The sequence below is a fragment of the Massilia sp. Root418 genome, from assembly GCF_001425265.1.
Classification (GTDB): domain Bacteria; phylum Pseudomonadota; class Gammaproteobacteria; order Burkholderiales; family Burkholderiaceae_D; genus Rugamonas.
The window spans coordinates 38,247-65,131 of the sequence record NZ_LMEC01000024.1 but is presented as its reverse complement, the minus strand read 5'-3'; the positions used below and the strand labels follow the sequence as shown (position 1 = coordinate 65,131).

General features: G+C 65.9%; 26 protein-coding genes. 17 read left to right on the top strand and 9 right to left on the bottom strand.

The window, feature by feature from the left end; translation table 11 throughout:
* The 11 genes from ASC94_RS25420 to ASC94_RS25370 all read left to right on the top strand — a co-directional run bounded on the left by ASC94_RS25420 (window position 1) and on the right by ASC94_RS25370 (window position 9,857).
* A complete protein-coding gene (locus tag ASC94_RS25420; protein WP_056402708.1) occupies window positions 1-1,197 on the top strand; it encodes a type II secretion system F family protein in 1,197 nt (398 codons plus the stop codon).
* Complete coding sequence (locus tag ASC94_RS25415) at window positions 1,194-2,900, top strand: GspE/PulE family protein (protein ID WP_056402704.1); 1,707 nt, start codon at window positions 1,194-1,196, stop codon at window positions 2,898-2,900. The genes ASC94_RS25420 and ASC94_RS25415 overlap by 4 nt, the downstream gene beginning before the upstream one ends.
* The gene (locus tag ASC94_RS25410; protein WP_157201590.1) at window positions 2,893-3,741 is read left to right on the top strand and encodes a hypothetical protein; all 849 of its coding nucleotides are present in this window, start codon (window positions 2,893-2,895) and stop codon (window positions 3,739-3,741) included. Before ASC94_RS25415 ends, ASC94_RS25410 begins: the two co-directional genes overlap by 8 nt.
* Entirely contained in the window at window positions 3,738-4,331 is a 594-nt protein-coding gene (locus ASC94_RS25405; RefSeq protein WP_056402699.1) for a hypothetical protein, read from the top strand. The genes ASC94_RS25410 and ASC94_RS25405 overlap by 4 nt, the downstream gene beginning before the upstream one ends.
* Entirely contained in the window at window positions 4,328-4,921 is a 594-nt protein-coding gene (locus ASC94_RS25400) for a hypothetical protein (RefSeq protein ID WP_229417406.1), read from the top strand. The genes ASC94_RS25405 and ASC94_RS25400 overlap by 4 nt, the downstream gene beginning before the upstream one ends.
* Entirely contained in the window at window positions 4,918-5,490 is a 573-nt protein-coding gene (locus ASC94_RS25395) for a hypothetical protein (protein ID WP_056402696.1), read from the top strand. Before ASC94_RS25400 ends, ASC94_RS25395 begins: the two co-directional genes overlap by 4 nt.
* Entirely contained in the window at window positions 5,490-7,541 is a 2,052-nt protein-coding gene (locus tag ASC94_RS25390) for a secretin N-terminal domain-containing protein (protein WP_229417405.1), read from the top strand. The genes ASC94_RS25395 and ASC94_RS25390 overlap by 1 nt, the downstream gene beginning before the upstream one ends.
* On the top strand, window positions 7,538-8,014 hold the full coding sequence (locus ASC94_RS25385) for a type II secretion system protein (RefSeq protein ID WP_056402693.1): 477 nt from the start codon (window positions 7,538-7,540) through the stop codon (window positions 8,012-8,014). Before ASC94_RS25390 ends, ASC94_RS25385 begins: the two co-directional genes overlap by 4 nt.
* Window positions 8,015-8,029: 15 nt before the next feature.
* The gene (locus ASC94_RS25380; protein WP_056403460.1) at window positions 8,030-8,404 is read left to right on the top strand and encodes a type II secretion system protein; all 375 of its coding nucleotides are present in this window, start codon (window positions 8,030-8,032) and stop codon (window positions 8,402-8,404) included.
* Entirely contained in the window at window positions 8,379-9,146 is a 768-nt protein-coding gene (locus ASC94_RS25375; protein ID WP_056403456.1) for a type II secretion system protein, read from the top strand. Before ASC94_RS25380 ends, ASC94_RS25375 begins: the two co-directional genes overlap by 26 nt.
* A 222-nt stretch (window positions 9,147-9,368) precedes the next feature.
* Window positions 9,369-9,857, top strand: a complete 489-nt coding sequence (locus ASC94_RS25370) for an FxDxF family PEP-CTERM protein (protein ID WP_056402690.1) — start codon at window positions 9,369-9,371, stop codon at window positions 9,855-9,857.
* 61 nt (window positions 9,858-9,918) lie between these two features.
* Here ASC94_RS25370 and murJ read toward each other — a convergent pair whose 3' ends face one another.
* Entirely contained in the window at window positions 9,919-11,469 is a 1,551-nt protein-coding gene (gene murJ / locus ASC94_RS25365) for a murein biosynthesis integral membrane protein MurJ (RefSeq protein WP_056402687.1), read from the bottom strand.
* A gap of 263 nt (window positions 11,470-11,732) precedes the next feature.
* Here murJ and rpsT point away from each other — a divergent pair, with 263 nt between their 5' ends.
* Window positions 11,733-11,999, top strand: a complete 267-nt coding sequence (gene rpsT, locus ASC94_RS25360) for a 30S ribosomal protein S20 (RefSeq protein ID WP_056402684.1) — start codon at window positions 11,733-11,735, stop codon at window positions 11,997-11,999.
* Between the two features lie 105 nt (window positions 12,000-12,104).
* Here the strand turns inward: rpsT and ASC94_RS25355 are convergent, their stop codons facing one another.
* Window positions 12,105-12,668 (bottom strand): pseudouridine synthase, encoded by a 564-nt coding sequence (locus ASC94_RS25355; RefSeq protein WP_056402679.1) that lies wholly within the window; start codon window positions 12,666-12,668, stop codon window positions 12,105-12,107.
* Between the two features lie 113 nt (window positions 12,669-12,781).
* On the opposite strand from ASC94_RS25355, the gene icd reads away from it, so the two are divergent.
* The gene (icd, locus tag ASC94_RS25350) at window positions 12,782-14,035 is read left to right on the top strand and encodes an NADP-dependent isocitrate dehydrogenase (protein WP_056402676.1); all 1,254 of its coding nucleotides are present in this window, start codon (window positions 12,782-12,784) and stop codon (window positions 14,033-14,035) included.
* A 115-nt stretch (window positions 14,036-14,150) separates the two neighbouring features.
* Window positions 14,151-14,366, top strand: coding sequence for a type II toxin-antitoxin system MqsA family antitoxin (locus tag ASC94_RS25345; RefSeq protein ID WP_056402672.1), 216 nt, complete (start codon window positions 14,151-14,153; stop codon window positions 14,364-14,366).
* Between the two features lie 67 nt (window positions 14,367-14,433).
* Here the strand turns inward: ASC94_RS25345 and ASC94_RS25340 are convergent, their stop codons facing one another.
* On the bottom strand, window positions 14,434-14,637 hold the full coding sequence (locus ASC94_RS25340) for a cold-shock protein (RefSeq protein WP_056403455.1): 204 nt from the start codon (window positions 14,635-14,637) through the stop codon (window positions 14,434-14,436).
* A 333-nt stretch (window positions 14,638-14,970) separates the two neighbouring features.
* On the opposite strand from ASC94_RS25340, the gene clpS reads away from it, so the two are divergent.
* On the top strand, window positions 14,971-15,273 hold the full coding sequence (clpS, locus tag ASC94_RS25335; RefSeq protein ID WP_056402670.1) for an ATP-dependent Clp protease adapter ClpS: 303 nt from the start codon (window positions 14,971-14,973) through the stop codon (window positions 15,271-15,273).
* A complete protein-coding gene (clpA, locus tag ASC94_RS25330; RefSeq protein ID WP_056402668.1) occupies window positions 15,270-17,573 on the top strand; it encodes an ATP-dependent Clp protease ATP-binding subunit ClpA in 2,304 nt (767 codons plus the stop codon). Before clpS ends, clpA begins: the two co-directional genes overlap by 4 nt.
* Before the next feature lie 60 nt (window positions 17,574-17,633).
* Here clpA and ASC94_RS25325 read toward each other — a convergent pair whose 3' ends face one another.
* From ASC94_RS25325 to ASC94_RS25310, 4 genes are read right to left on the bottom strand one after another with little or no spacing between them, the layout of a single operon-like run.
* Complete coding sequence (locus tag ASC94_RS25325) at window positions 17,634-18,317, bottom strand: alpha/beta fold hydrolase (protein WP_056402664.1); 684 nt, start codon at window positions 18,315-18,317, stop codon at window positions 17,634-17,636.
* Window positions 18,314-19,117 (bottom strand): LytTR family DNA-binding domain-containing protein, encoded by an 804-nt coding sequence (locus ASC94_RS25320; RefSeq protein ID WP_056402661.1) that lies wholly within the window; start codon window positions 19,115-19,117, stop codon window positions 18,314-18,316. The genes ASC94_RS25325 and ASC94_RS25320 overlap by 4 nt, the downstream gene beginning before the upstream one ends.
* Complete coding sequence (locus tag ASC94_RS25315; RefSeq protein ID WP_056402658.1) at window positions 19,117-20,154, bottom strand: sensor histidine kinase; 1,038 nt, start codon at window positions 20,152-20,154, stop codon at window positions 19,117-19,119. Before ASC94_RS25315 ends, ASC94_RS25320 begins: the two co-directional genes overlap by 1 nt.
* Window positions 20,154-21,044 carry an alpha/beta fold hydrolase gene (locus ASC94_RS25310; protein WP_056402656.1) on the bottom strand — a complete coding sequence of 297 codons (891 nt, stop codon included), beginning with the start codon at window positions 21,042-21,044 and terminating at the stop codon, window positions 20,154-20,156. The genes ASC94_RS25315 and ASC94_RS25310 overlap by 1 nt, the downstream gene beginning before the upstream one ends.
* 169 nt (window positions 21,045-21,213) lie before the next feature.
* On the opposite strand from ASC94_RS25310, the gene ASC94_RS25305 reads away from it, so the two are divergent.
* Entirely contained in the window at window positions 21,214-24,570 is a 3,357-nt protein-coding gene (locus ASC94_RS25305; protein WP_200955823.1) for a S41 family peptidase, read from the top strand.
* 38 nt (window positions 24,571-24,608) lie between these two features.
* Here the strand turns inward: ASC94_RS25305 and ASC94_RS25300 are convergent, their stop codons facing one another.
* Window positions 24,609-25,076, bottom strand: coding sequence for a DUF6328 family protein (locus ASC94_RS25300; RefSeq protein ID WP_157201588.1), 468 nt, complete (start codon window positions 25,074-25,076; stop codon window positions 24,609-24,611).
* Between the two features lie 61 nt (window positions 25,077-25,137).
* Window positions 25,138-26,796 (bottom strand): propionate catabolism operon regulatory protein PrpR, encoded by a 1,659-nt coding sequence (prpR, locus tag ASC94_RS25295; protein ID WP_056402648.1) that lies wholly within the window; start codon window positions 26,794-26,796, stop codon window positions 25,138-25,140.
* Window positions 26,797-26,885: the final 89 nt, after the last annotated feature.

The following is a 26,885-nucleotide window of genomic DNA, read 5'->3' as shown; positions in this document are numbered from 1 at the left end:
ATGCAGTTCGAAGTACGTACTCTGTCGCCGGACATGGTGATCGGCCGCCAGGTGGTCGACGGCCGCGATGAAGCGGATGCGCGCCGCCAGGTGGAGGCGCGCGGCCTGTTCGTGAGCGCCATCGCACCGGTGCGCGGCGGCCTTGGCCTGCCCATCGGCCGCGCCAAGGGCAGGTCGCTCTCGCTGGTGCTGTTCAGCCAGGAACTGCTGGCCCTGCTCACCGCCGGCCTGGGCGTGGTGGAGGCGCTGGAGGCGCTGCTGGAGAAGGAAGCCGGCCCGGCCACGCGCGGCGTGCTGGAACGGCTGCTGGGCGGCCTGCGCGAAGGGCAGCGCTTCTCGGCCGTGCTGGCCGACCAGCCGGAACTGTTCCCGCCGCTGTACGTGGGCATCGTCAAGGCCGCCGAAGGCACCAGCGACCTGCCGCGCGCGCTGTCCCGCTTCATCGACTACCAGCAGCGCATCGACACCGTGCGCGCCAAGATCGTCAGCGCCGCCATCTACCCGTCCATCCTGCTGCTGGTGGGCGGCGGCGTGAGCCTGTTCCTGATCGCCTACGTGGTGCCGCGCTTCGCCGAGGTGTACCAGGGCGCCGGGCGCAACCTGCCGTGGATGTCGCAGCTCATGCTCAGCTGGGGACAGTTCGCCGCCGCCCACACCACCGCCTTGCTGGCCGGCGTGGCGCTGGCGCTGGGCATCCTGGTGTTCGGCCTGCGCCGCCTGATGACCAACGGCGGCCTGCTGCGCCTCATGTCGCGCCTGCCGGGCATTGGCGAGCGCGTGCGCATCTATGAACTGTCGCGCCTCTACCTCACGCTGGGCATGCTGAGCGAGGGCGGCATCACCATCCTGCACGCCATCGACACGGTGCAGGGCATGGTCTCGCCCTCGGTGCGGCAGGGCTTGCAGGCCGCGCGCGCCCACGTCGAATCGGGCCTGCCGCTGTCGTCCGCCTTCGAAGCCAACGGCCTGACCACCCCGATTTCGCTGCGCATGCTGCGCGTGGGCGAGCGCACCGGCGACATGGGCCCCATGCTGACCCAGTCGGCCGCTTTCTACGACGGCGAAATCAGCCGCTGGATCGACCGGTTCACGCGCACCTTCGAGCCGCTGCTGATGGCGTGCATCGGACTGGTGGTGGGCGCCATCGTGGTGTTACTCTACATGCCTATTTTCGACCTCGCTGGAGACATGTCATGACGCCCGACCTTGCCGCCGCAACCGCACCGGCGATCGACCATGCCATGCTGCTGCGGGCCCGCGCGCGCGCCGAACAGAGCAAGCGCAGCCTGGTGGAAGAGCTGGAAGCGCTGGCCGGCATCGAGCCGCGCCTGGCGGTGCATGCGCTGGCCCGTCCCTTCGGGCTGGCCGTGCTGGAAACGATGGACATGCTGGAGTTCACGCCCGCCTTCGACCTGCTGCCGCTGTCGCAGGCCATGGCGCGCCGCTGCGTGCTGCTGCGCGGCCACGACGGCCTGCTGGTGGGCGTGATCGCCGACCCGTTCGACCTCGACCTGCAAACCTGGCTCGGCGCCCAGGCGCGCGCCACGCCGCACGCGCCCTTGCAGCTGCGCCTGGCGCTGCAGGCCGACATCCAGGCCTATCTGTCCAAGCAGGAGGAATCGGCGCGCGCGGTGGACAACCTGCTGCCCGGCGCCAGCGAGGGCAGGCGCGACGGCAAGACGGCCGCCGTGCTGTCCTTCGCCTCCGTCTCCGAGGCGGCCAGCCCGGCGGTGCGGCTGGTCAATTCCACGCTGTACGACGCGCTGAAAGCCGGCGCCTCCGACATCCACCTGGAGAGCACCGCCGGCGGCCTGGCCGTGAAATACCGGGTGGACGGCGTGCTCGACCACGCCACGGCGGTCAACGGCATCGAGGTGGCCGAGCAGATCATCTCGCGCCTGAAAGTGCTGGCCGAACTGGACATCTCGGAGCGCCGCATTCCGCAGGACGGCAGCTTCCGCGTCGAGTCGGGCGGGCGCGAGATCGACCTGCGCGTGTCCATCATGCCCAGCATCCACGGCGAGGACGCGGTGATCCGTATCCTCGACAAGCGCGCCATGATCGAAGCCTACGGCTCGCTCACGCTGGAAGCGCTGGGCTTCGACGCGCCCTCGCTGGCCACCCTGCGCGTGCTGGCGCAGGAAGCCTACGGCATGCTGCTGGTGACCGGCCCCACCGGCTCGGGCAAGACGACCACCCTGTACGCCGCGCTCACCGAGATCCACAACGGGCGCGAAAAGATCATCACCATCGAAGACCCGGTGGAGTACCAGCTGCCCGGCATCTTGCAGATCCCGGTCAACGAAAAGAAGGGCCTGACCTTTGCCAAGGGCCTGCGCTCCATCCTGCGCCACGACCCGGACAAGATCATGGTGGGCGAGATCCGCGACCGCGAGACCGCCGAAATCGCGGTGCAGTCCGCGCTCACGGGCCACCTCGTGCTCACCACCGTGCACGCCAACAATGTGTTCGATGTGTTCGGCCGCTTCACCCACATGGGCATCGATCCCTACGCCTTCGTGTCGGCCCTGAACGGCATCTGGGCGCAGCGCCTGGTGCGCATCAACTGCCCGCACTGCGCGGCCGAATACACGCCATCGGACCAGGAGCTGGCCAGCGTCAACCTGAGCCGCGCCGACGCGTTCGACTACCGCTTCATGGAAGGCAAGGGCTGCGGCGACTGCCGCGGCACCGGCTACAAGGGGCGCCGCTCGATCGCCGAGATCCTCACCCTGAACGACGAGATACGGGAACTGATCGTGGACAAAAGACCCATCCGCCAGATCAAGGCTGCGGCCTACAAGAACGGCACGCGCAGCCTGCGCCTGGCGGCGCTGGAACTGGTCAAGCGGGGCGGCACCACGCTGGCCGAAATCAAGCGGGTGACGCTGCATGCCTAGACTGCTGAACAGATTGCCCGGCCAGGCGCTGCGCATCGGCGTGTCGGGCTTTGCCGTGAGCCTGCTGAAGGTCAGCCGCTGGTTCGGTCCGAAGGCCGAGCTGCTGGCCGAGCAGCCGTTCTCGCCGGAAGGCGTGAGCGCGCTGCACGCCCACCACGCCATCGGCCTGGCGCTGCGCGAGCTGCTGGCGGGGCAGGACGTGCAGGGCTGGCCCGCCAGCTTCGTGCTGGCCGACGACCTGGCGCGCATGTGGCAGGTGACGCCGCCGGCGCAGGCCGCGCGCATGGCCGACCTGGAGGCGGCGGCCGCGCTGCGCTTCCACAGCCTGTACGGCGAGCCGGCCTCCGGCTGGCACATCACCGCCGACTGGGACACCAGGCAGCCATTCTTTGCCGCCGCCATGCCGCAGCCATTGCTGGCCACGCTGGAGCAGTGCGCCGCGGACCACGGCATGGCGGTGGTGGAAGTGCAGCCGCACTTCGTCACCGCGTGGAACCGCTGGCAGGGCGCGCTGAAGGCGGACGCCTGGTTCGGCCAGGTGCACGACAATCTGCTGACCCTGGCCATCATCGGCGGCGGGCGCCTGCACGCGATCCGCGCGCTGCCGCTGCCGCGCGGGGCCGACCAGTACTGGTTGGCGCAGACGCTGAAGCGCGAAGCGCTGCTGGCCGGCCTGGACGCGCCGCAGCTGGTGCAGCTGTGCGGGCAGGTGCCGGCGCCGCTGGCCAAGCCTGCCGCAACGGCCGGCCAGATCTCCTGCAGCGTGCTGGGCGCCGCCTTGCCGGGCGAAGAAAAATGGTCGCTGGCCAGCGTGCTGGCGCGCGGAGGGTTGGCGGCATGAGGACCATGCGCATCGATTTCGCCGCGCCGGGCTGGCGCCGCGCCTGGTACAGGCTGCAGCCGGCCGCGCTGGCTGGCTGCGTGCTGGGACTGGCGCTGTGCGCCGGCGCCGGCTGGTACGGCTACCAGATGGTGCAGCAGCAGCGCGCCCGCGCGGCCCTGCTGCGTGAACAGGACCGCCAGCAGCGGCGCCTGCTGCAACAGCAGCAGCTGCAGCAGGTCCAGCAGCGCCAGGGTGCGCAGGGCGCCGCCGCGCTGCAGGCGGCCAAGGTGCAGATCCCGGAAGCGCAGGCGAAAGCCATCAACGCCGCCGTGCTGCAGCTGAACCTGCCGTGGCGCGACATGCAGGAAGCCGTGGGGGCGGCCACGCCGGCCAACATCGCCCTGCTGGCGCTGGAACCGGACCCCGGCAAGCAGATGCTGAAGATCAGCGCCGAGGCCAAAAACGCGGACGACATGATCGCCTACATCGAACAGCTCAAGCAGCAGGAATTCTTCGCCGGCGCGGCCTTGTCGCGGCACGAAATCAGCGACACCGATCCGAACCGCCCGATCCGCTTCCAGGTTGAAGCAACGTGGGGCGCGCGATGACGGCGCCGCGTGCCAAGCCGCTGCGCATGCAGCCCGTGTCCGTGCCGGCCCTGCTGCTGCGCGCGCGCCTGGCCGCCGCGCGTGCCGGCGCGGGCACCTGCGCGGCGGTCGTGCTGTGCGTGGCCGGCGCCGCCGCGTGGGCCTGGCTGATACCGCAGCGCGCCGAGCAGCGGCAGGCGCTGGCCCGTCCGCTGCCTGCGCCCAGCGCGCTGGTGGTGGCCGCGCCGCCGCCGTCGGCCAATGAGAACCTGGCGCTGTTCCAGGAGACGCTGGGCGAGAAGCAGTACGCCGAGCAGCACGTCAAGGCCCTGTTTGCCCTGGCCGCAAAGGCCGGCCTGAACCTGCAGCAGGGCGAGTACAAAACCGGCTACGACAAGGCCAGCCGCGTCGCCACGTACCAGATCACGCTGCCGGTGAAAGGCAGCTACCAGGCCATCTGGCAATTCGTCCTGGGCGCCTTGCGCGAGCTGCCGTTTGCCGCGCTGGACGACATCGGCTTCCGCCGCGAGAACATCGGCGACGCGCAGGTGGAAGCGCGCCTGCGGTTCACGCTGTACCTGAAGGACGGCGCCATGCCGGTGCAGCCATGACGCCGCGCCACATGCTGATGGCCGCCGCGCTGGTCGCCGCTGCCGGCCTGGTGATTTTCGGCGACAGGACGCCGGCCGGCAGCGAGCTTGCCGAGGCGGTGGACCGCCGCGCGCCTGCCGCGCGCCCCTTGGCCGCCGGGCCGGCGCCGGCGGCTGCGCCCGCGCCGACGCCGGCCCCGTCCGCCGGCACAGGCGGCGCCAAGCAGGTGCAGGTCCTGCGCCTGCTGCCGCGCGCCGAACTGATAGGCGAAACCGGCGAAGGCAGCTTCGGCGGAGCGGGAAGCGTGTTCGGCAGCCAGAACTGGACGCCGCCGCCCCCGCCGCCGCAAGCCCCGCCGCCGCCCCCGCCGCCGCAGGCGCCGCCGCTGCCGTTCACCTACATCGGCAAGGCCGCCAGCGACGGCGCCTGGGAAGTCTTCCTGGCCCGCGCCGACAAGACCTACGTGGTGCGCGCGCAAACGGTGATCGACGGCGTCTACCGCGTCGACGCGGTCGCGCCGCCCACGCTGAAGCTTACCTATCTGCCGCTGAATCAATCCCAGCAGCTCAATATTGGAGTTCCCGACTAATGGCCCGCATCCCACACCGCATGTTCAAAACCACGGCCATGGCCGCGCTGGTGGCGCTGGCCCTGGCCGGCTGCGCAGGCGAGATGGCCTACCGCGAAGGCCGCACGCTGGTTGAGCAGAACAACCCCGAAGCGGGCCTGGCCAAGTTCCAGGAAGCCATCTCCAAAGACCCGAACAACGCGCAGTTCCGCTCCGCCTACCTGCTGACGCGCGACCGCGCCGCCGTGCGCTACCTGGAGCAGGCCGACCGCGACCTGGCCGACGGGCGCCGCGCGCCTGCGCTGCAGGGCTACCAGCGCGTGCTGGCCATGGACCCGGTAAACGAGCGCGCCCGCGCCGGCCTGCGCGCGGTGGAATCGGCCGAGCGGCTGGAAAAAATGGTGGCCTCGGCCGCCGAACTGGCCGCGAAAAAGGACTACGACGGCGCCAAGCAGAAACTGGGCGCGGTACTGGCGGAAAAACCGTCCTACGAAGCAGCGCGCCTGATGCTGCGCGACGTGAACGAGAAGAGCGCCCAGCCAACTGCGGAATCGGGGCTGTCGAAAGCCTTCAAGCAGCCCATCACCATCGAGTTCCGCGACGCGCCGCTCAAGCAGGTGTTCGAGATCATCGCGCGCCGCTCCGGCCTGAACTTCGTGTTCGACAAGGACGTGAAGACCGACCAGAAGGCGTCCATCTTCCTGAAGAACAGCACCGTGGAGGCGGCGGTCTACTATCTGCTGATGACCAACCAGCTGGAGCAGCAGGTCCTGGACGGCAACACCATCCTGATCTACCCCAACGTGGCGGCCAAGCTCAAGGAATACCAGGAGATGGTGGTCAAGACTTTCTTCCTGGCCAACGCGGAAGCCAAGTCGGTGGCCAATACGCTCAAGACCATCCTCAAGTCGCGCGACGTGGTGGTGGATGAAAAACTGAACCTGCTGATCGTGCGCGACAACGCCGAGGCGATCCGCCTGGCCGAGCGCCTGGTGGCGCTGCAGGACGTGGCCGAGCCGGAAGTGATGCTGGAAGTGGAGATCCTGGAAGTGAAGCGCACGCGCCTGATGGAGCTGGGCGTGGCGTGGCCCACCACGGTCACGTTCGGCCCGCTGATCTCGTCCGGCGGCACCGTGCTCACGGTCAACGACCTGAACCACCTGAACCAGCGCAGCATCGGCGTGTCCGCGCTCAATGTGACGGCCAAGGTCAACAAGACCGACGGCGACAGCAACCTGCTGGCCAATCCGCGCATCCGCGTGCGCAACAAGGAAAAGGCCAAGATCCTGATCGGCGACAAGGTGCCGGTGATCACCACCACCATCTCGCCGGGCACGGGCGGCTTCGCCAGCGAATCGGTCAGCTACGTGGACGTGGGCCTGACGCTGAACGCCGAACCGACCATCTACCTGAACAACGAAGTGGCGATCCGCGTGGCCCTCGAAGTGAGCAACCTGGTGAGCCAGGTGGAGACCAAGTCCGGCACCAAGGCCTACCAGATCGGCACGCGCCAGGCCACCACCATGCTGCAGCTGAAGGATGGCGAGAACCAGGTGCTGGCCGGACTGATCAACAATGAAGACCGCAGCAACGGCAGCAAGGTGCCGCTGTTCGGCGACGTGCCCATCCTGGGCCGCCTGTTCGGCAGCACCACGGACGACAAGCAGAAGACAGAAATCGTGCTGTCCATCACGCCGCACCTGATCCGCAACGTGCAGCGCCCGGAAGCGTCCGCGGCCGAATTCTCGGCCGGCACCGAGGGCAATTTCCGCCGCCGTCCCGACCCGGCCGTGCGCACCCCCGTGGCGCTGCCGCTGGGCGCGCCCAGCGTTCCGGCGGCGCCGGTCCGCCCCTCCGCGCCGCAGCTGCCGCCGGGACAGCCGCAGGGGCAGGGCGCCCAGCCCGTGACCGTGCCCGCGCCCGGCCAGCCGGCCGACGCGGTGCCGGCCGCGCCGCCGTCCGCCCCGGCCGGCGTGCCGCTGTCCACCTCGCAGCCCGGTCCCGCCACCAGCGTGGCCCAGCCCGAGCCGGCGCCGCCGATCCCGGCCCCGCCGCAGCCGCCCGCAAAATGAACCTGCGGCGCCGCGGCTTCACGCTGATCGAACTGCTGGTGACGCTGGCCATCCTTGGCCTGCTGGGCACGCTCGTGGCGCCGGTGGCCCAGGTCACCATCCAGCGCCGCAACGAGCAGGAGCTGCGCCGTTCGCTGCACGAGATCCGCCAGGCCATCGACGCCTATAAACAGGCCTACGACGACGGCCGCGTTGCCAAGAGCACCGTCAGCACCGGCTATCCCAAGAACCTGGAGTTGCTGGTGGAAGGCGTGCAAGACCTGAAGAATCCCAAGCGCAGCAAGATCTACTTCCTGCGCCGCATCCCGCGCGACCCGTTCAGCGCCGAGCCGGACGCCTCCGACGCGCAAACCTGGGGCAAGCGCAGCTACGCCAGCGATGCCGACCAACCGCGCGAAGGGGAGGACGTGTACGATGTCTACTCCCTGTCCGAGAAGACCGGCCTGAACGGCGTCCCTTATAAGAAGTGGTGAGAAGAAGTGCTGAGCATGAGGAAATTCAACAAGGGCTTCACGCTGATCGAGCTGCTGGTGGTGCTGGGCATCATCGCGCTGCTGCTCACGCTGGCGGTGCCGCGCTATTTCCCTAGCGTCGACAGCGCGAAGGAAACCATCCTGGCCGACAATCTGCGCAATACCCGCGCCACCATCGACCAGTACTACGGCGACACCGGCCGCTACCCGGACACCCTGGAACAGCTGGTGGAGAAAAAATACCTGCGCGCCGCGCCCATCGACCCCATCACCGAGAGCAGCACCACCTGGATCCTGGTGCCGCCGGAAGACGGCAAGGGCGGCGTGGCCGACCTGAAGAGCGGAGCGCCCGGCAATGACCGCCATGGCAAGCCCTACGCGGACTGGTAGCGCGGGCGCCGCCGCCCGCCGGGCGGCCGGCTTCACCTACATCAGCCTGATCATCCTGGTGGCCATCATCGGCCTGGTGGGCGCCACGTCCGTCAAGCTGGGCGCGGTCATGCAGCGCAGCGCCGCCGAGCGTGAACTGCTCAACATCGGCGCCCAGTTCAGCGATGCGCTGCAAAGCTACGCCAAGGCGACCCCGCCCGGCCAGCCGACCCAGCCGCCGTCGCTCAAGGAACTGCTGCTGGACCCGCGCTTTCCCGGCGTGCGGCGCCACCTGCGCAAAATCTTCGTCGACCCCATGACCGGCAAGGCGGAGTGGGGCATCACTTATCTGGCCGGCAGCACCGGCGTGGTGGCGGTGTTCAGCTTGTCCACCGCCAAGCCTGTCAAGATCGGCAACTTCCCCGCCCGCTTCCAGGGCTTCGACGGCAAGCAGCGCATCTCGGACTGGAAATTCGTCAGCGCCGGCGATGCGCCGCCCATCCCGGGGCAGGTGCAGGCCAACAAGCCGCAGGCGGGCCAGCCGCAGCCCGGCGCCACGCCGGCGCCCGATCCGGCCACCGGCATGCCGCCGGCCACCCCGGCGCCGCCGGCCGAGCCGCCAGCCGAACCGCCGCAGCCGCCGCAGCCGCCCGATTCGCCCGAGCCCGGCGAGCCGGCCACGCGGCCCGAGCCGCCCGCCGACGAGGCCAGGACGGACGACGCGAAACCCGATCCCGACCCGCCGCCCGAACCGCAAAAATAGTAATAAGCAAGCCCGGAATGCTCACGCAAACCGGGCTTTTTATTTACTGAAATATTGCTGTGCAACATAAGAAATATATTTGCATAAATTACTTTATTGACGGAAATTAAATATAATCAAAAGAACAAGACTTCCGATATTTTTATGCTATGCTGTTTTCGCAGTCCCGATCAATGTTGGTTAGCTCATCAACCAATGACATCAACTTTTTAAGGATAACCTATGAAAATGAAACTTATTGTTGCGAGCCTGCTGGCCGCAGCATCGTTCGGCGCCTCGGCGGCTGATCAGCTGGTCATTCTGGATGACAACCCACTGGCCAATAACTTCTTCCAATCCGTCAAATCCCCGACTGACGATGTCCTGTCGGGCGGCTCCGACGTGATCACTTTTGGCGGTCTGGCACCAGGCCTGTACGAGATCGTTGTTACGATCAGCGGCCAAAACCTGACCTTCGACGGCACCCTGTCGAACCTGAATGGCACTACCGGCAGCGTCTTCAACGACGGCAAACTGCGCTTCTTCGGCGTTGAGCACAGCGGCGCAGCACCATTCGTGCTGAACCTGTTCGGCACCGGTGCGGTTGGCGCCAAGTACAGCGGTGAAGTGACCGTGACGGCAGTGCCGGAACCAGCAACCTACGGCATGCTGCTGGGCGGCCTGGGTATTCTGGCCATGCTGTCGCGCCGCAAAAAAAATACCGACGCCTGAGGCGGGATCAAGCTTAAAAAAAACCCGCGTAAGCGGGTTTTTTCATTTGGGAAAGCATTATCTACTTGGCGCGGCGTTTAAAGTCGCGGAAGCGGAAGCCCATTATAAATAACGATAGGAAATAAATTGCTGCGCAGATAGTTATTAATAGAAACAGCGCCCCTGCCCGCAGGAAAGGTTCATTCCGCATTGCAAGCCAGTCGACTTTTGCTGCACCGAACCATGCGGCCGCGCCCATCAAACCGACAGCTACCAAAAGTTTCAAATAGAAGCTTCCCCAGCCGGCTTTGGGCTGGTACACGCCGCGCCGGCGCAAGCCCCGGTACAGGAAAGCGGCGTTGATGCAGGCCCCGAGTCCGATTGAAAGTGCGAGCCCGGACACAGCGATGTAGGGAACAAACAACAGATTCATCAGCTGCGTGGCGACCAGCACCCCGACGGCGATTTTCACCGGCGTGCGGATGTCTTGCTTGGCGTAAAAAGCCGGCGCCAGGGTCTTCACCAGGATGATGCCGATCAGGCCGGCGCTGTAAGCCATCAGCGGCTGGGCCGACATGACGGCTGCCTCGGCCGTGAATTTCCCGTAATGGAACAGGGTGCTGATCAGCGGCACCGCCAGCGTTGCCATGCCCACTGCCGCCGGCAAGGCCAGCAGGAAGGTCAGGCGCAGGCCCCAGTCCAGCAGGTCCGAGTATTCCTGGTGGTCGGCGTCGGCGTTGGCCTTGGCCAGGCTGGGCAGCAGGATGGTGCCCAGCGCCACGCCCAGCATGGCGGTCGGGAACTCCATCAGGCGGTCGGCGTAGGACAGCCAGGAAATGCTGCCTTCGGCCAGGCGCGAGGCGATGCTGGTGTTGATCATCAGGCTGATTTGCGCCGCCGATACGGCAAACACGGCCGGCCCCATCTTTTTCAGCACGCGCCGCACGCCGCCGTCGCGCAAGCCCACCAGGGGATTCAGATACAGGCGCGGCAGCATGCCGATGCGGATCAGCGCCGGCACCTGGATTGCCACCTGCAGGACGCCGCCCACGAACACGGCAATGGCCATGGCGTAGATCGGCTGCGCCAGGTGCTGGGCCAGCAGCAGTGAGGCGGCGATGAAGCTCAGGTTCAGCAGCACCGGGGTGAAAGCGGGGATCTTGAACTGGCGCCAGGTGTTCAATATGCCGCCGGACAGCGCCACGAAGGACATGAACGCTATATAAGGAAACATCAGCCGCGTCATCCACACCGAGGCGTCGAACGCGTCTGGCGTGGTGCGCAGGCCGGTGGCAATCAGGTAGACGAACAGCGGCGCGCCTATAATGCCGGCTGCGCTCACCAGCACGGTGGCCCATACCAGCGTGGTGGCCACGTGGTCGGCCAGGTCCTTGCTGGCTTGCTGGCCGTGCTGGTTCTTGTATTCGGCCAGGATGGGCACGAAAGCCTGCGAGAACGCGCCCTCGGCAAACAGCCGGCGCAGCAGGTTAGGGATGCGGAAGGCGACAATGAAGGCGTCCGTGTAGGCGCCCGCGCCGAAAGCGCGCGCAAACAGGCTTTCGCGCAGCAGGCCGGTGACGCGGGACAGCATGGTCATGCTGGAGATGGCGGCGAGGGTTTTGAGCAGGTTCATGGGCCGCGATTATAGCGGGCGCGTCCGCTGCGCAGGCTTAAGGACCCGTGAAAGTGCTGCATAAAGAGCAATTTGCCATTTTGGGAATTGCCCTGCCGCCAAAAGCCCGCTATAATTTAAGGCTGTACAGATTTCAGTATCGCAGACACTAATGTTTTGCCAGCGTCCCTTGGCTTACATGGTTAGGCAGACAGACTGAACAAACACCTGTTTGGCAAACGCTATTGTTTGCAAACGAACTTTGACAACGATTAGGAACCACCATGGCAAATACCGCACAAGCGCGCAAACGCGCTCGTCAAGCAGTCAAGCAAAACGCTCACAACTCGGCTCAGCGTTCGACCCTGCGCACCGCGATCAAAGCGGTACGTAAAGCGATCCAGGGCGGCGACAAAGCTGCTGCTACCGCAATCTTCCAGGCATCCGTGTCGACCATCGACAGCATCGCCGACAAGAAAATCATCCACAAGAACAAGGCAGCTCGCCACAAGAGCCGTCTGGCCGCTGCCCTGAAAGCACTGGCAGCTTAATTGCGCTGGCGTTGCGGCGGCGTTCGCGCCGCTGTGTAGCAGGCAGGATAGAGTGAAGAAAACCCGCATGGCGCAAGCCATGGCGGGTTTTTGTGCTTTCGCGCCTCAGCGCGTGCGCAGATCCTGTGGGGCGACCTCCATCCACTCGCCGGGCATCAGGGGGTGGCTGGCCAGGGAGATGCCGCCGATGGCGCTGCGCACCAGGCGCAGGGTAGGGTGGCCGATGGCGGCCGTCATGCGCCGCACCTGGCGGTTTTTACCTTCCTGCAGCGTGATGGCCAGCCACGCGGTGGGTGCGTCGGCGCGGCTGCGGATGGGCGGATTGCGCGGCCACAGCCAGCCCGGCTCGGCGATGCGCACCGCCTGGCAGGGCTTGGTGGTGAAATCCCCCAGGTCGAGCGGGGCCTGCAGGCGCGCCATCGCGGCCGCGTCCGGCACGCCTTCCACCTGCACCAGGTAGACCTTGGCCTCCTTGCGCTCCGGGTGGGCGATCTCGTGCTGCAGCTTGCCGTCGTCCGTGAGCAGCAGCAGGCCTTCGCTGTCGGCGTCCAGCCGGCCGGCGGGGTAGACGTTGGGCACCTTGACGTAGTCCGCCAGCGTTTCGCGCTCCGGCTGCGGGGAAAACTGGCACAATACCTGGAATGGCTTATTGAATAATATTAGCGGCATACACGAATTGTACCGTGCGCCAGCCAAAATACTGGTGCATAATGTGAAACACACGTCTTATGTCTTATAGAAGACTTGCTTACCTAGGCTTGCCTACCATTTCGGAGATTACGATGTTTCAACATATCAAAGTTCCAGCTGACGGCCAGAAAATCACCGTCAACGCCGATTTTTCCCTGACCGTACCGGACAATCCCATCATCCCCTTCATCGAAGGCGACGGCACCGGCGTGGACATCAGCCCGGTGATGATCAAGGTGGTGGACGCAGCGGTGGCCAAGGCCTACGGCGGCAAGCGCAAGATCAGCTGGATGGAAATCTACGCCGGCGAAAAGTCGACCAGCGTGTACGGCCCGGACGTGTGGCTTCCGGAAGAAACCCTGAAAGTGCTGAAGGACTACGTGGTGTCCATCAAGGGCCCGCTGACCACGCCGGTCGGCGGCGGCATCCGTTCGCTCAACGTGGCGCTGCGCCAGGAGCTGGACCTGTACGTCTGCCTGCGTCCGGTGCGCTACTTCGCCGGCGTGCCGTCGCCGGTGCGCGAGCCTGAGAAGACCGACATGGTGATCTTCCGCGAAAACTCCGAGGACATCTACGCCGGCATCGAATACCAGGAGGGCAGCGAAGGCGTGAAGAAGCTGATCGACTTCCTGGTCAAGGAAATGGGCGTGAAGAAGATCCGTTTCCCGGACACCTCGGGCATCGGCATCAAGCCGGTGTCGCGCGAAGGCACCGAGCGCCTGGTGCGCAAGGCCATCCAGTACGCCATCGACAATGACAAGCCTTCCGTGACCATCGTCCACAAGGGTAACATCATGAAGTACACCGAAGGCGGCTTCCGCGACTGGGCCTACGCCCTGGCGCAGAAGGAATTCGGCGCCCAGCTGATCGACGGCGGCCCGTGGTGCAAGTTCAAGAATCCCAAGACCGGCCGCGAGATCACCATCAAGGACTCGATCGCCGACGCCTTCCTGCAGCAGATCCTGCTGCGCCCGGCCGAGTACAGCGTGATTGCCACCCTGAACCTGAACGGCGACTACATCTCCGACGCGCTGGCCGCGCAAGTGGGCGGCATCGGCATCGCGCCGGGCGCCAACCTGTCGGACTCGGTGGCCATGTTCGAAGCCACCCACGGCACCGCGCCCAAGTACGCCGGCAAGGACTACGTGAATCCGGGTTCGCTGATCCTGTCCGCTGAAATGATGCTGCGCCACATGGGCTGGACCGAAGCGGCCGACCTGATCATCTCGTCCACCGAGAAAGCCATCGCCTCGAAGAAAGTCACCTACGACTTCGCCCGCCTGATGGAAGGCGCGACCCAGGTGTCGTGCTCGGGCTTCGGCGATGTAATGATCGAAAACATGTAATTTGCAAGCCGGACGGCGGCGCTGCCAGCCCGGCTGCAAGGCCCTGCGCTCCTCGCGAGTGCGGGGCCTTTTTCATTGGTGTATGCTGATGCTATAAGACAACAGAGGAGCAGCTATGCAGTGTCCATTTTGCGGCGAAGGGCCGCTGGTGCACGAGACCCGGGACATGCCGTACACCTACGAAGGCCAGTCGACCGTGATACCCAACGTGACGGGCGACTTTTGCAGCGCCTGCGGCGAATGCGTGTTCACCGACAGGGAAAGCAAGCGCATCGGCGATGCCATGCTGGCCTTCAACAAGGAAGTGAACGCAAGGAACGCGGCGGCGTAGCCGGCCCGCAACAGGCGAAAAAAAACCCCACAGCAGCGGGGTTTCTCACTTCCAGCAAAGCTATTGCTTACATCGACTGGATGTTGGAAGCTTGCTTGCCTTTAGGGCCTTGGGTGACTTCGAACTGAACTTTTTGACCTTCTTTCAGGGTCTTGAAGCCATTCATGTTGATCGCGGAGAAGTGTGCGAACAAATCCTCGCCGCCATCATCAGGAGTGATGAAGCCAAAGCCTTTGGAGTCATTGAACCACTTAACGGTACCAGTTGCCATAAAAAAAACTTTCAATAAAAACGAATCACACGAGCCATAAAAGCAAGAAGCTTCCTGCCCCCTCCTCGACGCCTCACTTCTTATCAACATGTACATTTCTGCACAAGTCGATATCGCATTGTTGGCGGAACAATTTTTAATGTCAAGCGCTTTCGCAGGGCTATTAGTATTTTTCTTGCAACAGCAGCACAGCCCGTATGAAAAGCAACTCTTGATTTTGCCGGCACGGTCGCCATCTGCGCCAAGTCGGGAAAACGCGTAAGATGGAATACAAATGGATTTACATCCATAAAGCACGTTGCAACAACACCGAAAGCATTAGAATATAAGCGTATGGCAACCAAGCATGATACCGAACAGCTGCTGGAACGGCAGACGCTAAAACCGCCTCCCCTGTATCAGGTGGCGTTGCTGAATGACGACTACACACCGATGGAGTTCGTGGTGGCCATCATTCAGGAGTACTTCAACAAGGACCGTGAGACGGCCACCCAGATCATGCTCAGCGTGCACCGCTACGGCAAGGGGGTGTGCGGCGTCTTCTCGAAGGATATCGCGAGTACCAAAGTGGAGTTTGTATTAACGCATGCACGCAAGGCAGGCCACCCCCTGCAATGTGTGATGGAGGAAGTATGATTGCGCAGGAACTGGAAGTAAGTTTGCACATGGCGTTTGTCGAAGCACGGCAGGCACGGCATGAATTCATCACGGTAGAGCACCTGCTGCTGGCGTTGCTGGACAACCCGTCGGCGGCCGAAGTGTTGCGTGCTTGCGCAGTCAACATCGAGGACCTGCGGAAAACCCTGACCAACTTCATCGGCGACAATACGCCGACCGTGCCTGGCACGGGCGAAGTGGATACCCAGCCGACGCTGGGCTTCCAGCGGGTGATCCAGCGCGCCATCATGCACGTGCAGTCCGCTTCCAACGGCAAGAAGGAAGTTACCGGCGCCAATGTGCTGGTGGCCATCTTCGGCGAGAAGGACTCGCACGCGGTCTATTACCTGCACCAGCAGGGCGTGACGCGCCTGGACGTGGTCAACTTCATCTCGCACGGCGTGCGCAAGGACCAGCAATCCGATGCCGCCAAGGCCTCGGAAGGCGTGGAGGAGGGCGCTCCGGGCGCCGAGGGCCAGCAGAAGGAAAGCCCGCTGGACCAGTTCACGCAAAACCTGAACAAGGCCGCTGCCGACGGCAAGATCGATCCGCTGATCGGCCGCGAAGAGGAAGTGGACCGCGTGATCCAGATCCTGTGCCGCCGCCGCAAGAACAATCCGCTGCTGGTGGGCGAAGCCGGCGTGGGCAAGACCGCCATTGCCGAAGGCCTGGCCTACCGCATCACGCAAAGCGACGTGCCAGAGATCCTGCAGAACGCCGTGGTCTACTCGCTGGACATGGGCGCGCTGCTGGCCGGCACCAAGTACCGTGGCGACTTCGAGCAGCGCCTGAAGGCGGTGCTCAAGCAGCTCAAGGACAATCCGAACGGCATCCTGTTCATCGACGAGATCCACACCATCATCGGTGCCGGTTCCGCGTCGGGCGGCACGCTGGACGCGTCCAACCTGCTGAAGCCGGCCCTGGCCAACGGCCAGCTGAAATGCGTCGGTGCGACCACCTACACGGAATTCCGCGGCGTGTTTGAGAAGGACCACGCACTGAGCCGCCGCTTCCAGAAAGTGGACGTGAACGAGCCTACCGTGGAACAGACCGTGCAGATCCTGCGCGGCCTGAAGTCGCGCTTCGAGGAACACCACGGCGTGAAGTACTCCGCGTCCGCGCTGTCCACCGCAGCCGAACTGGCGGCCCGCTTCATCAACGACCGCCACCTGCCGGACAAGGCCATCGACGTGATCGATGAAGCCGGTGCCGCGCAGCGCATCCTGCCGAAGTCCAAGCAGAAGAAAACCATCGGCAAGACCGAGATCGAGGAAATTATTTCCAAGATCGCGCGCATCCCGCCGCAAACCGTCAACCAGGACGACCGCAGCAAGCTGCAGACCATCGACCGCGACTTGCGCAACGTGGTGTTCGGCCAGGATCCTGCCATCGACGCGCTGTCGTCCGCCATCAAGATGGCGCGCGCCGGCCTGGGCAAGACCGACAAGCCGATCGGCTCCTTCCTGTTCTCCGGTCCGACCGGCGTGGGCAAGACCGAGGTGGCCAAGCAGCTGGCCTTCATCCTGGGCATTGAGCTGATCCGCTTCGACATGTCCGAGTACATGGAGCGCCATGCCGTGTCGCGCCTGATCGGCGCGCCGCCGGGCTACGTCGGCTTCGACCAGGGCGGTTTGCTGACCGAGGCCATCACCAAGAAGCCGCACGCGGTGCTGCTGCTGGACGAGATCGAGAAAGCGCATCCGGACATCTTCAACATCCTGCTGCAGGTGATGGACCATGGCACGCTGACCGACAACAACGGACGCAAGGCCGACTTCCGCAACGTGATCATCATCATGACTACAAACGCGGGCGCCGAGAGCCTGCAGAAGACGTCGATCGGTTTCACCACCACCAAGCAGGCTGGCGACGAGATGGCCGACATCAAGCGCATGTTCACGCCGGAGTTCCGCAACCGCATCGACGCCACCATCAGCTTCCGCGCGCTGGACGAGGAAATCATCCTGCGCGTGGTGGACAAGTTCCTGATGCAGCTGGAAGAGCAGCTGCACGAGAAGAAGGTGGAAGCGATCTTCACCGAGGCACTGCGCAAGTTCCTCGGCAAGAAAGGCTTCGATCCGCTGATGGGCGCGCGCCCGATGTCGCGCCTGATCCAGGACATGATCCGCAAGGCGCTGGCCGACGAACTGCTGTTCGGCCGCCTGGTGGCCGGCGGCCGCGTCACGGTGGACCTGGACGAGAAAGACCAGGTCAAGCTGGAGTTCCCGGAATCGGATGCGGCGCCAAGCCCGCCGCCCGAAACGGTCGAAGTCGAGTAAGCCGCAAGGCAAGCAAAAAAACCGCCCCCGTGGCGGTTTTTTTACGCCCCGTAGGGCGGGTTAGCGCAGCGTAACCCGCCGCATCAATGCCGCCAGCATCGCCGGCTGCTCCAGCGGAACCAGATGTCCGCTGCGCTCCACCACTTCCAGCTGCGCGCCCCGAATCCCGTCCCGCAGCTCCTGGGCCTCCGCCAGCGAGCGCAGTTGATCCTGCGCGGCGGCGACCACCAGCGTAGGGCAAACGACTTCCCCCAGCCGCTCCAGATCCCCGCGCTCAAGCAGCGACTGGCGCAGGAACACGTCCGGCCCCAGCCGCTCGCCCATGGCGCGCACGCGCGCAATCAGCTGCGCGTCGCCCGCCCGGTCCGGGTGCAGCGAGGTGGCGATGGCGCCCCTGCTCAGACCCCGGAACGGCCCTGGCGGCGTATTCAGCGCCGCCTTGGCGCGCTGCTCGCGCGTGGCCTGCGAATCGGGCCGGGCGGAGGTGGCGATCAGGATCAGCGACAGCACGCGCTGCGGCGCCAGCCGCGCCATCTCGCGGGCGATATAGCCGCCCATGGAAAAGCCGGCCAGCGCAAAGCGCGGCGGGCTGGCGTCCAGGATCCGCTGCGCCATCTCCTGCACCGTGGCGCCTTCGCGCAGGCTGCCGTGGAAGCACGGCGTGTCTTCGCCAAGCACGGGCAGCACATCGTCCCACAGGGTTTCATCCAGCATGTAGCCGGGAATCAGGACCAGCGGCGTCATAAGCTGGAGAGGGTTTTGAACTGCGCCGCGCGCCGGCGCGACACTTCCACCGCCGGGCCGTCCCGCAGCGCCAGATCGAGGCCGCCCGCGTCGTTTGGCGCCACGCTGCGCACGTGGTCCAGGTTGACGATGTGGCGCCGGCTGGCGCGGAAGAAGCGCTGCGGGTCGAGCTTCTCTTCCAGCTGCGTCAGGGTGCGCAGCATCAGCGGCTGCTGGCCCTCGAAATAGACGCGGGTGTAATTGCCTTCGGACTCGAACAGGCGGATATCGTGCAGGCCGACGAACCAGCAGCGTTCCCCGTCCTTGATGAACAGCTTCTGCGGCACGGCGCGCGCATTGGTGTCATTGGCCGCTGCCTTGGCCGGCAACTCTGCTCCCGTTCCTGGCGCTCCTGCTGCTCCTGCTGCCCCCGCCGCACCGGGCACGGCGCCGGCCAGCGCGGCGGCGGCCCGCCTGCGCTGCGCCGCGCGCGCCAGCGCGGCTGCCAAGCGCGCCGGCTGGATCGGTTTTTGCAGGTAGTCGAGGGCATTCACCTCGAACGCTTGCAGCGCGTAGCGGTCGAAGGCGGTGGTGAAGATCACGTCCGGCACGTTGTCGAGCGAGGCAAGCAGGTCGAAGCCGCTGCCGCCGGGCATTTGCACGTCCAGCAGCAGCAGGTCCGGCTGCAAGGCGGCGATTTGCGAGAGCGCGTCGGCGGCGCTGACCGCCTCGCCGACAACTTCCATGTCCGGATGCGCCGCCAGCAGGCGCCGCAGCTCGGCGCGCGCCAGACGCTCGTCATCGACCAGCAGCACGCGCATCACGCAGCCTCCGGCAAGGTCAGCGTGGCGCGCACCCAGCCGCCGGTTTCCGCCAGTTCCAGGCTGGCGCCACGGCCCACCGCCAGCGAGAGCCGCTTGCGCGCATTGTTCAGCCCCACCTGCGTGGAGTTGCTGAACTGGCGCAGCGCGCCCGTGTTGGCGATCTCGATGCGCACACAGCCAGCTTCGCGCCGCGCGGTGATGGTGATGTCGCTGCCGGTGACGCTGCTCTCCACGCCATACTTCACGGCGTTTTCCACCAGCGTTTGCAAGGACATCGGCGGCACCCGCACCGTCTCCACGCCGGCTTCGACATGCAGGCTGGCGCGCAGCCGCTCTTCGAAGCGGATCTGCTCGATCGCCAGGTAGGCTTGCACCGCTTCCAGCTCGGCGGCCAGCGGCACCGTATCGGACTGGCCGGATTGCAGCGCATAGCGCATCAGGCTTGCCAGCTGGTCTATCATCTGGGCCGCCGCGTCGCGGTCCTCGTACATCAGGCCGCGCACGCTGTTCAGGCTATTGAAGAAGAAGTGCGGGTTCACCTGTGCCTGCAGGGCGCGCAGTTCGGCGTCCTTGGCGCTCACTTCCAGCCGCAGTGTCTCGGCCTCGAAACGCGCCGCGCGGCCGATGGCTTTCACCATCAGGTAGAACACGGTCCAGCTGACGAAGACCAGCGCCCAGAAAATCAGCGCCATGGGCAGGTAGCCATAAGTCCCCGGCCACGAGTTCTGGATCAGCTTGATGCCCAGCGTGACGCTGGCTGCCTGCAAGGGCGACAGGACCAGCGCCGGCACCGCAAACATTTGCCAGCGGATGCGCGGCGCATGCCAGCCCTGGCGCTTGAACAGCCAGCGCCAGGCGTGCGACAGCAGCAGCCCGGTGCCGGCCGACCACGCGGTGGTCAGCGCCACGCCTTTCATGTGCAGCGCCCAGCTGTAGGTGGCCAGCACGAACAGCAGGATGCAGAGCCAGCCGGCCAGCTGCAAGATCCAATACCAGCGCAGGCGCGCGATCCAGGGGTGGGCGGTGTGGTCCATTACATTTGATTCAAAAATTGGTCGATGCGAGCATACATCCATTCCGGATCGTCGTACATGATGAAATGGCGCGCGGTGTCGGTCAGCTCCAGTTGCAGCTTGGGCAGCAGGCGGTACTGGCCCCGGTACATGCCCTCGATTGCGCTCTGCGGCAGCATGCCTTTATGGGCTGCCCAGCCGGCCAGCACCAGCGTCGGCGCCGTCACGCGTGCCAGGTCCGGGCGCAGGTCGTGCGACAGCATCTGGTACAGCGAGGTGGCCATGGCCTTGCGGTCGGACTTCTGGCCCCAGCCCACGATGCGCTCGACATCTGCGGCGGAACTTACCATGGTGCCCGCCGTGCGGCGCTGCTGCGTTGCGAAGGATGCCTCGTCGGCTTGCAGGGTGCGGTCGCGCATTTGCGCTGCCGCTGCCTCCAGCTGCTCCTGGGTCATGTTTGGCATCTGCGTGGCCGCCAGCGCGGGCAGCATATCGACCACCACCACGCGGCCCACCTGCGCCGGATGGTCCGCCGCCAGCTTGAGTGCCAGGTAGGCGCCCATGCTGTGACCGATCAGCACCGGCTGCGCCATCTTGTGTTCGGCGATATAGTCCGACAGCTGCTGTTCCGCCGCAGGCAGCAATGGCGCCTCGATGGCGGACGTGCCCGCGAAGCCGGCCAGCGTCAGCACATGGCACTGGCGCTTGGCGCAGAAGCGCTGCACGGTGCCATCCCACACTTCGCCCGGCGATGCCAGGCCGGGGATCAGGATCACCGGCGCGCCGCTGCCGGTCACCTTCACGTTGAACGCGGGATGGCCGCCGGCTGCCGATGCGGGGGCAGGGGCTGCGGCGGCGCACAGCAGGGCGGCGCCGGCGAACAGGGTGCGGGAGATCAGGCGTTTGAACATGGTGCTTTTCCTCTTGATTGGTTGCGATGGAGACCATGCTACCGGCGCGCACCGGCTGCGGCCACGGCCTTGGGATGAGCGGTGAAAATTGAGGATGAACGGCGCCGCATGGTGGTGTATATTTGCCAACCAGGTATTGCCACGTCCCCAACCACCGAGCGAGCCACCCTTGAAAAGACCCCGCCTGAGAACCACCATCGCCCCGCTGGCCGCCGCCAGCGCCATGCTCCTGGCCCAGACCGCCGCAGCGCTACCCAATACCAGCGACACTCGCATGCTGAGCGAGCCCGCCGTCTCGGCGCGCCACCTGGCCTTCATGTATGCGGGCGACCTGTGGCTGGCCAACCTGGACGGCAGCGCGCCGCGCCGCCTGACCTCCGACCTGGGCGAGAAATCCAACCCCGTCTTTTCGCCGGACGGCAAACTGCTGGCTTACACCGCCCAGCTGGACGGCAATGCCGATGTCTACGTGCTGCCGGTGGAAGGCGGGGTGCCCAAGCGCCTGACCTACCATCCCGGTCCCGACATCGCGCAAGGCTTCGCGCCCGATGGCAAGGCTGTGTTGTTCACTTCCCCGCGCGCGGCCTTCAACAACCGCTACCGCAAGCTGTTCACGGTGCCGGTGAACGGCGGCGTGGAGACTGAACTGGAGATCCCCAATGCCGCGCGCGCGGCCTATTCGCCGGATGGCAAGCGCGTGGCCTACAACCCGTTCTCGCCCGCGTTCACGCAATGGAAGCGCTATCGCGGCGGCACCCATTCCATCCTGTGGCTGTACAGCTTCGGCGACAAGTCGGTGGAAAAAATCCCGCAGCCGGCCACCCACGCGAACGACGCCGACCCGGTCTGGATCGGCGACACCGTCTACTTCCGCTCGGACCGCAGCGGCGAATTCAACCTGCACGCCTACGACCTGAAGACCAAGGCCGTGCGCCAGGTCACCAATCACCGCGACTTCCCGGTACTGAACATCGCCGCCGCCGGCAATACGCTGGTGTACGAGCAGGCCGGCTACCTGCACACGCTGGACCTGGGCGCTGCACAGGCGAGCGCGCAGGCCCGCAAGCTCACCATCGGCATCAGCACGGACCTGGGCCTGTCGCGCGAGCGCTGGGTGCGCGGCGCCAAATACATCCGCAACGCCTCCATTTCGCCGTCCGGCGCGCGCGTGGCGTATGAGTTCCGGGGCGAGATCGTCACCATCCCGGCCGACAAGGGCGACGTGCGCAACCTGACGCAAACCGCCTCCGCGCACGAGCGCAGCCCGGCCTGGTCGCCGGACGGCCGCTCGGTGGCCTACGTCTCCGACGAATCGGGCGAGTACGCGCTGCACATCCGGGCCCAGGACGGCAAGGGCGCGGTGAAAAAATTCAAGCTCGCCGGCGCCGGCTACTACGACAACCTGGTGTGGTCGCCCGACTGCAAGAAGATCGCCTACACCGACAACGCCTGGACCCTGTATGTGCTGGACGTGGCCACCGGCGCCACCAGCAAGGTGGCCGCCGAGCCGCTGTACGGCGTGAACAAGACCCTGCGGGCGGCCTGGGCGCCGGACTCGCGCTGGCTGGCCTACACGCTCAATTCCATGAGCTACACGCGCAGCGCCTACATCTATTCGCTGGAACAGCACAAATCGTATGCGGTGACGGACGGCCTGTCGGACGTGGCCAACCCCGTGTTCGACAAAAGCGGCAAATACCTGTACTTCTTCGCCTCCACCAACGCCGGCCCAAGCAACAACTGGTTCTCGCAGCAGAACGAGGACAACCTGGTAACGCGCACCATCTGGATGGCCGTGCTGCGGCGCGACCTGCCGTCGCCGCTGATCAAGGAAAGCGACGAAGAGAAGGGCGCGCCGCCGTCCGCGCCGAAAGAGCCGGAGAAAAAAGACGCCGCCAAGGTGGCCAAGGCCGAAGCGGAAGCGGCCGAGCCGCCCAAGGTCGATCCGAAGACCGGCCGCGACGACCCGAAAGTTCCGCTGGCCGTGGTGGCGCCGATTGCCATCGATTTCGACGGCATCGAGAACCGCATCATCGACCTGCCGGTGCCCGCCGCGCAGATCTCCGACCTGGAAGCCGGCGCCGCCGGGCAGATCTTCTTCATGCGCGAGGCGGACGGCAAGAAGGCGGTGCAGCGCTTCGACCTGAAGGACCGCAAGACAGAAACCCTGGTGGCCGAAGCGGACGGCTACGACATCTCGGCCGATGGCAAGAAGCTGCTCTTCAAACAGAAGGACAATTGGGTGATGGGCTCGGCCACCGGCAAGCTGCTGCCGGCCGGTGAAGGCCGCATCAAGATCGACAATATTGAAGTGAAGGCCGAGCCGCGCGCCGAGTGGGTGCAGATCTTCAACGAGGTGTGGCGCATCAACCGCGATTTCTTCTACGACCCCGGCATGCACGGCGTGGACTGGAACAAGATGCGCGCAAAGTACGCCGCCTTCCTGCCCGAGCTGTCCAGCCGCGCGGACCTGAACCGCTTGATCCAGTGGATGTGCAGCGAGCTGGCGGTGGGCCACCACCGCGGCGGCGGCGGCGACAACTTCGTCGAAAGCCGCCCTGTGCCGGGCGGCCTGTTGGGCGCGGACTACGAGATCGCCAACGGCCACTACCGCTTCAAGAAGGTGTACGGCGGCCTGAACTGGAACCCCACGCTGCGCGCGCCGCTCACCGAGCCTGGCCTGAACGTGAAGGCGGGCGAATACCTGCTGGCGGTGGAAAGCCGGCCGCTGCTGCCGCCCACCAATCTGTACAGCGCGTTCGAGAATACCGCCAACAAGGCCATCGACATCACGGTAGGCCCCAACCCGGACGGCAGCAAGTCGCGCACCATCACGGTGGTGCCGGTGGCGAGTGAAGACGCGCTGCGCAACCGCGACTGGGTGGAAGGCAACATCCGCAAGGTGAACGCCGCCACCAACGGCCGCGTGGCCTATGTCTATGTGCCCAACACGGCGGGCCTGGGGCACACCTACTTCAAGCGCTACTTCTTCCCGCAGGCCGACAAGGATGCCGTCATCATCGACGAGCGCTTCAACGGCGGCGGCAGCGTGGCGGACTACTACATCGAGATCCTGCAGAAAAAAGAGATCGCGTGGTGGACCATGCGCTACGGCGCCGACATGAAGACGCCGTCCGCCTCCATCCAGGGCCCGCGCGCCATGCTGATCGACGAGACGGCCGGCTCCGGCGGCGACCTGCTGCCGTGGATGTTCCGCAAAAACCAGATGGGTCCGCTGATCGGCAAGCGCACCTGGGGCGGGCTGGTCGGCGTGCTGGGCTTCCCGGTGCTGATGGACGGCGGCTTCATCACCGCGCCCAACCTGGCCTTCTGGACGCGCGACGGCGGCTGGGGCGTGGAGAACGAGGGTGTGGCGCCGGACATCGAGGTCGAGCAGACCCCGGCACTGGTGATCGCGGGGCGCGACCCGCAGCTGGAAAAGGCCATCGAGGTGATCAAGGCCGAGCTGGCGAAGAACCCGCCGGCGCGTCCCGCCCGTCCGGCCTTCCCGGACAAGAGCAAATAGGCCGCTGTGGCCAGCTGCTAGCTGCTAGCTGTTAGCTGCTAGCTGCTGCGGGCCAGTTTGTACCGCATCAGCTGCGGATAGCCGAACCATACTGAAATGAGCAGCACGAAGGCACTGCCCCCGCCGATGGCGGCGAGGGTGGTGTCCCCGGTCACCATCTGCAGCACCACGAACACGTCCAGCGAAATGGCGGCCGCCAGCGGTGCCAGCGCGTAGCAAATGCAGCGCGACGACAGCGAGGTGGCGCGGCGCGAGACGTGGAAAGGCTCCGCCTGGCGGTGATACGCGGCCGGCAGCATCACCAGCGCGATCGCCACCACCACCAGCGCCAGGGCGGCCACGTGGCAGTCCTGCACCAGCATCGGCAGCTTCTTGAACGGTTCATTGAACACGGCGATGGTTTGAAAACCGAACAGCGCCTGAATACCCGGCAACAGCATGCGCGCCTCTTCGATGATGCGCCCCATCTGTTCCTTCAGCGACTCCTTCTCCACCTGCTCCTGCATAGCGCCTCCATTGATGAGGCGATTCTAGCGCCACCCCCGCTGGCGTGGCGCGCCCTAGTCTTCAGGAGGCGGCTTGTTCGGCGCGCAGGCGGCGCCAGAGCGTGGTGCGGCTGATGCCCAGGTAGCCGGCCGCAGCGTCGCGCCGCCCGCCAAAGCGGGCCAGCACGGCGGCGGCGCTTTCCTGGCTGGCAGCGCCGGCAGGCAAGGCGGGCAGCGCCGGCACGGCCGGCTGCGGGGGAGGGTTGCCCGTGCTGGCGCTGGCCTGCAGCTCGGGCGCAACGCTGAGCACGAAGCCCGGGGTGAGCGCCTGCAGGGGCTCGGCGGCCAGGAACAAAGCCAGCCGCTCAGTGAGGTTGCGCAGCTCGCGCACGTTGCCGGGCCAGCCGTAGCGCAGCAGCAGCGGGGCACAGGCGTTGATCTCGGCGTGCAGGTTGGGGTGCGGCCGCGCGCCCAGTGCCGCCAGCGCGTTCTTGAGCGACCATTCGGCCAGCGGCACGATGTCTTCGCCGCGCTCGCGCAATGGCGGCAGCGCCAGGCGCAGCACCGCCAGCCGGTAGAACAGGTCGGCGCGGAAGCGGCCTTCGCGCACGCGCTGCTCCAGGTCGCAGTGCGTAGCGCTGATGATGCGCACGCTGATGGCAATCGGGCGTGTGCCGCCCACCCGCACCACCTCGCGCTCTTCCAGCACCCGCAGCAGGCGCGTTTGCAGCGCCAGCGGCATTTCGCCTATCTCGTCCAGGAACAGCGTGCCCCGGTTGGCCGCCTCGAACAATCCCGCGTGCCCGCCGCGCCGCGCGCCGGTGAACGCGCCTTCCTCGTGCCCGAACAGCTCGGACTCCAGCAGCGACTCGGCGATGGCGCCGCAATTGACGGCCACGAACGGCCGGTTGGCGCCCAGGCTGCGCGGCGCCTCGCGGTGGATGGCTTGCGCCACCAGCTCCTTGCCGCAGCCGGTCTCGCCCTGGATCAGCACCGTGGCGGGGGACTTCGCGTACAGCACCACGGCCTGCCGCGTCTTTTCCATGGCGGCCGAGTCGCCGCGCAGGTCGTTCAGGCCATGGCGCGCGCGCAGCGTGTCCGCCACCACGCCCACGCGGGCGCGGGCGCGGTTCGATTCGAGCTGCGTCAGGCGCGCCATTTCCAGCGCGTCGTCGAAGGCGCGCCGTATCGAGGCGGCGGAGTAGACGAATACCGCCGTCAGTCCGGCTTCCTCGGCCAGGTCGGTGATCAGTCCGGCGCCGACGATGGCGCGCACGCCCGAGGCTTTCAGTTCATTGATCTGGGCCCGCGCGTCCTCCTCGGTGGCGTAGGTGCGCTGCGCCACGTCGAAGCCGAAGGTGGCGGCAAACTCGCTCAGCTCCGGCATCTTCTCCTGGTAGGTAACCACGGCGATACGCTCGGACACGCGCCGCGCCCGCGCCAGCGCCTGCATCACATCGAAGCCGCTGGCCTTGGCGATCACCACCGGCACCGACAGCCGTCCCTTCAGGTAGGCCGCGTTGGAGCCGGCCGCGATCACCGCGTCGCAGCGCTCCGTCGCCATGCGTTCGCGGATGTGGCGGGCCGCCTCGTCGAAGCCCAGGTTGATCGGCTCGATGGTGGCCAGCTCGTCGTATTCCAGGGTGATGTCGCGGAACAGCTCGGACAGGCGCGACACCGCCACCGTCCAGATCACGGGTTTATCGGCGGCGTCGAAGGGCGGGGGCGTGGCGGATCGCATGCCGCAATTATAGTGCAAGGCGGTTTCATCGTTTCAGGGCGTTTCAATATGAAACATCAGTGAATCATGTGTACGCGCCGTCATAGCGC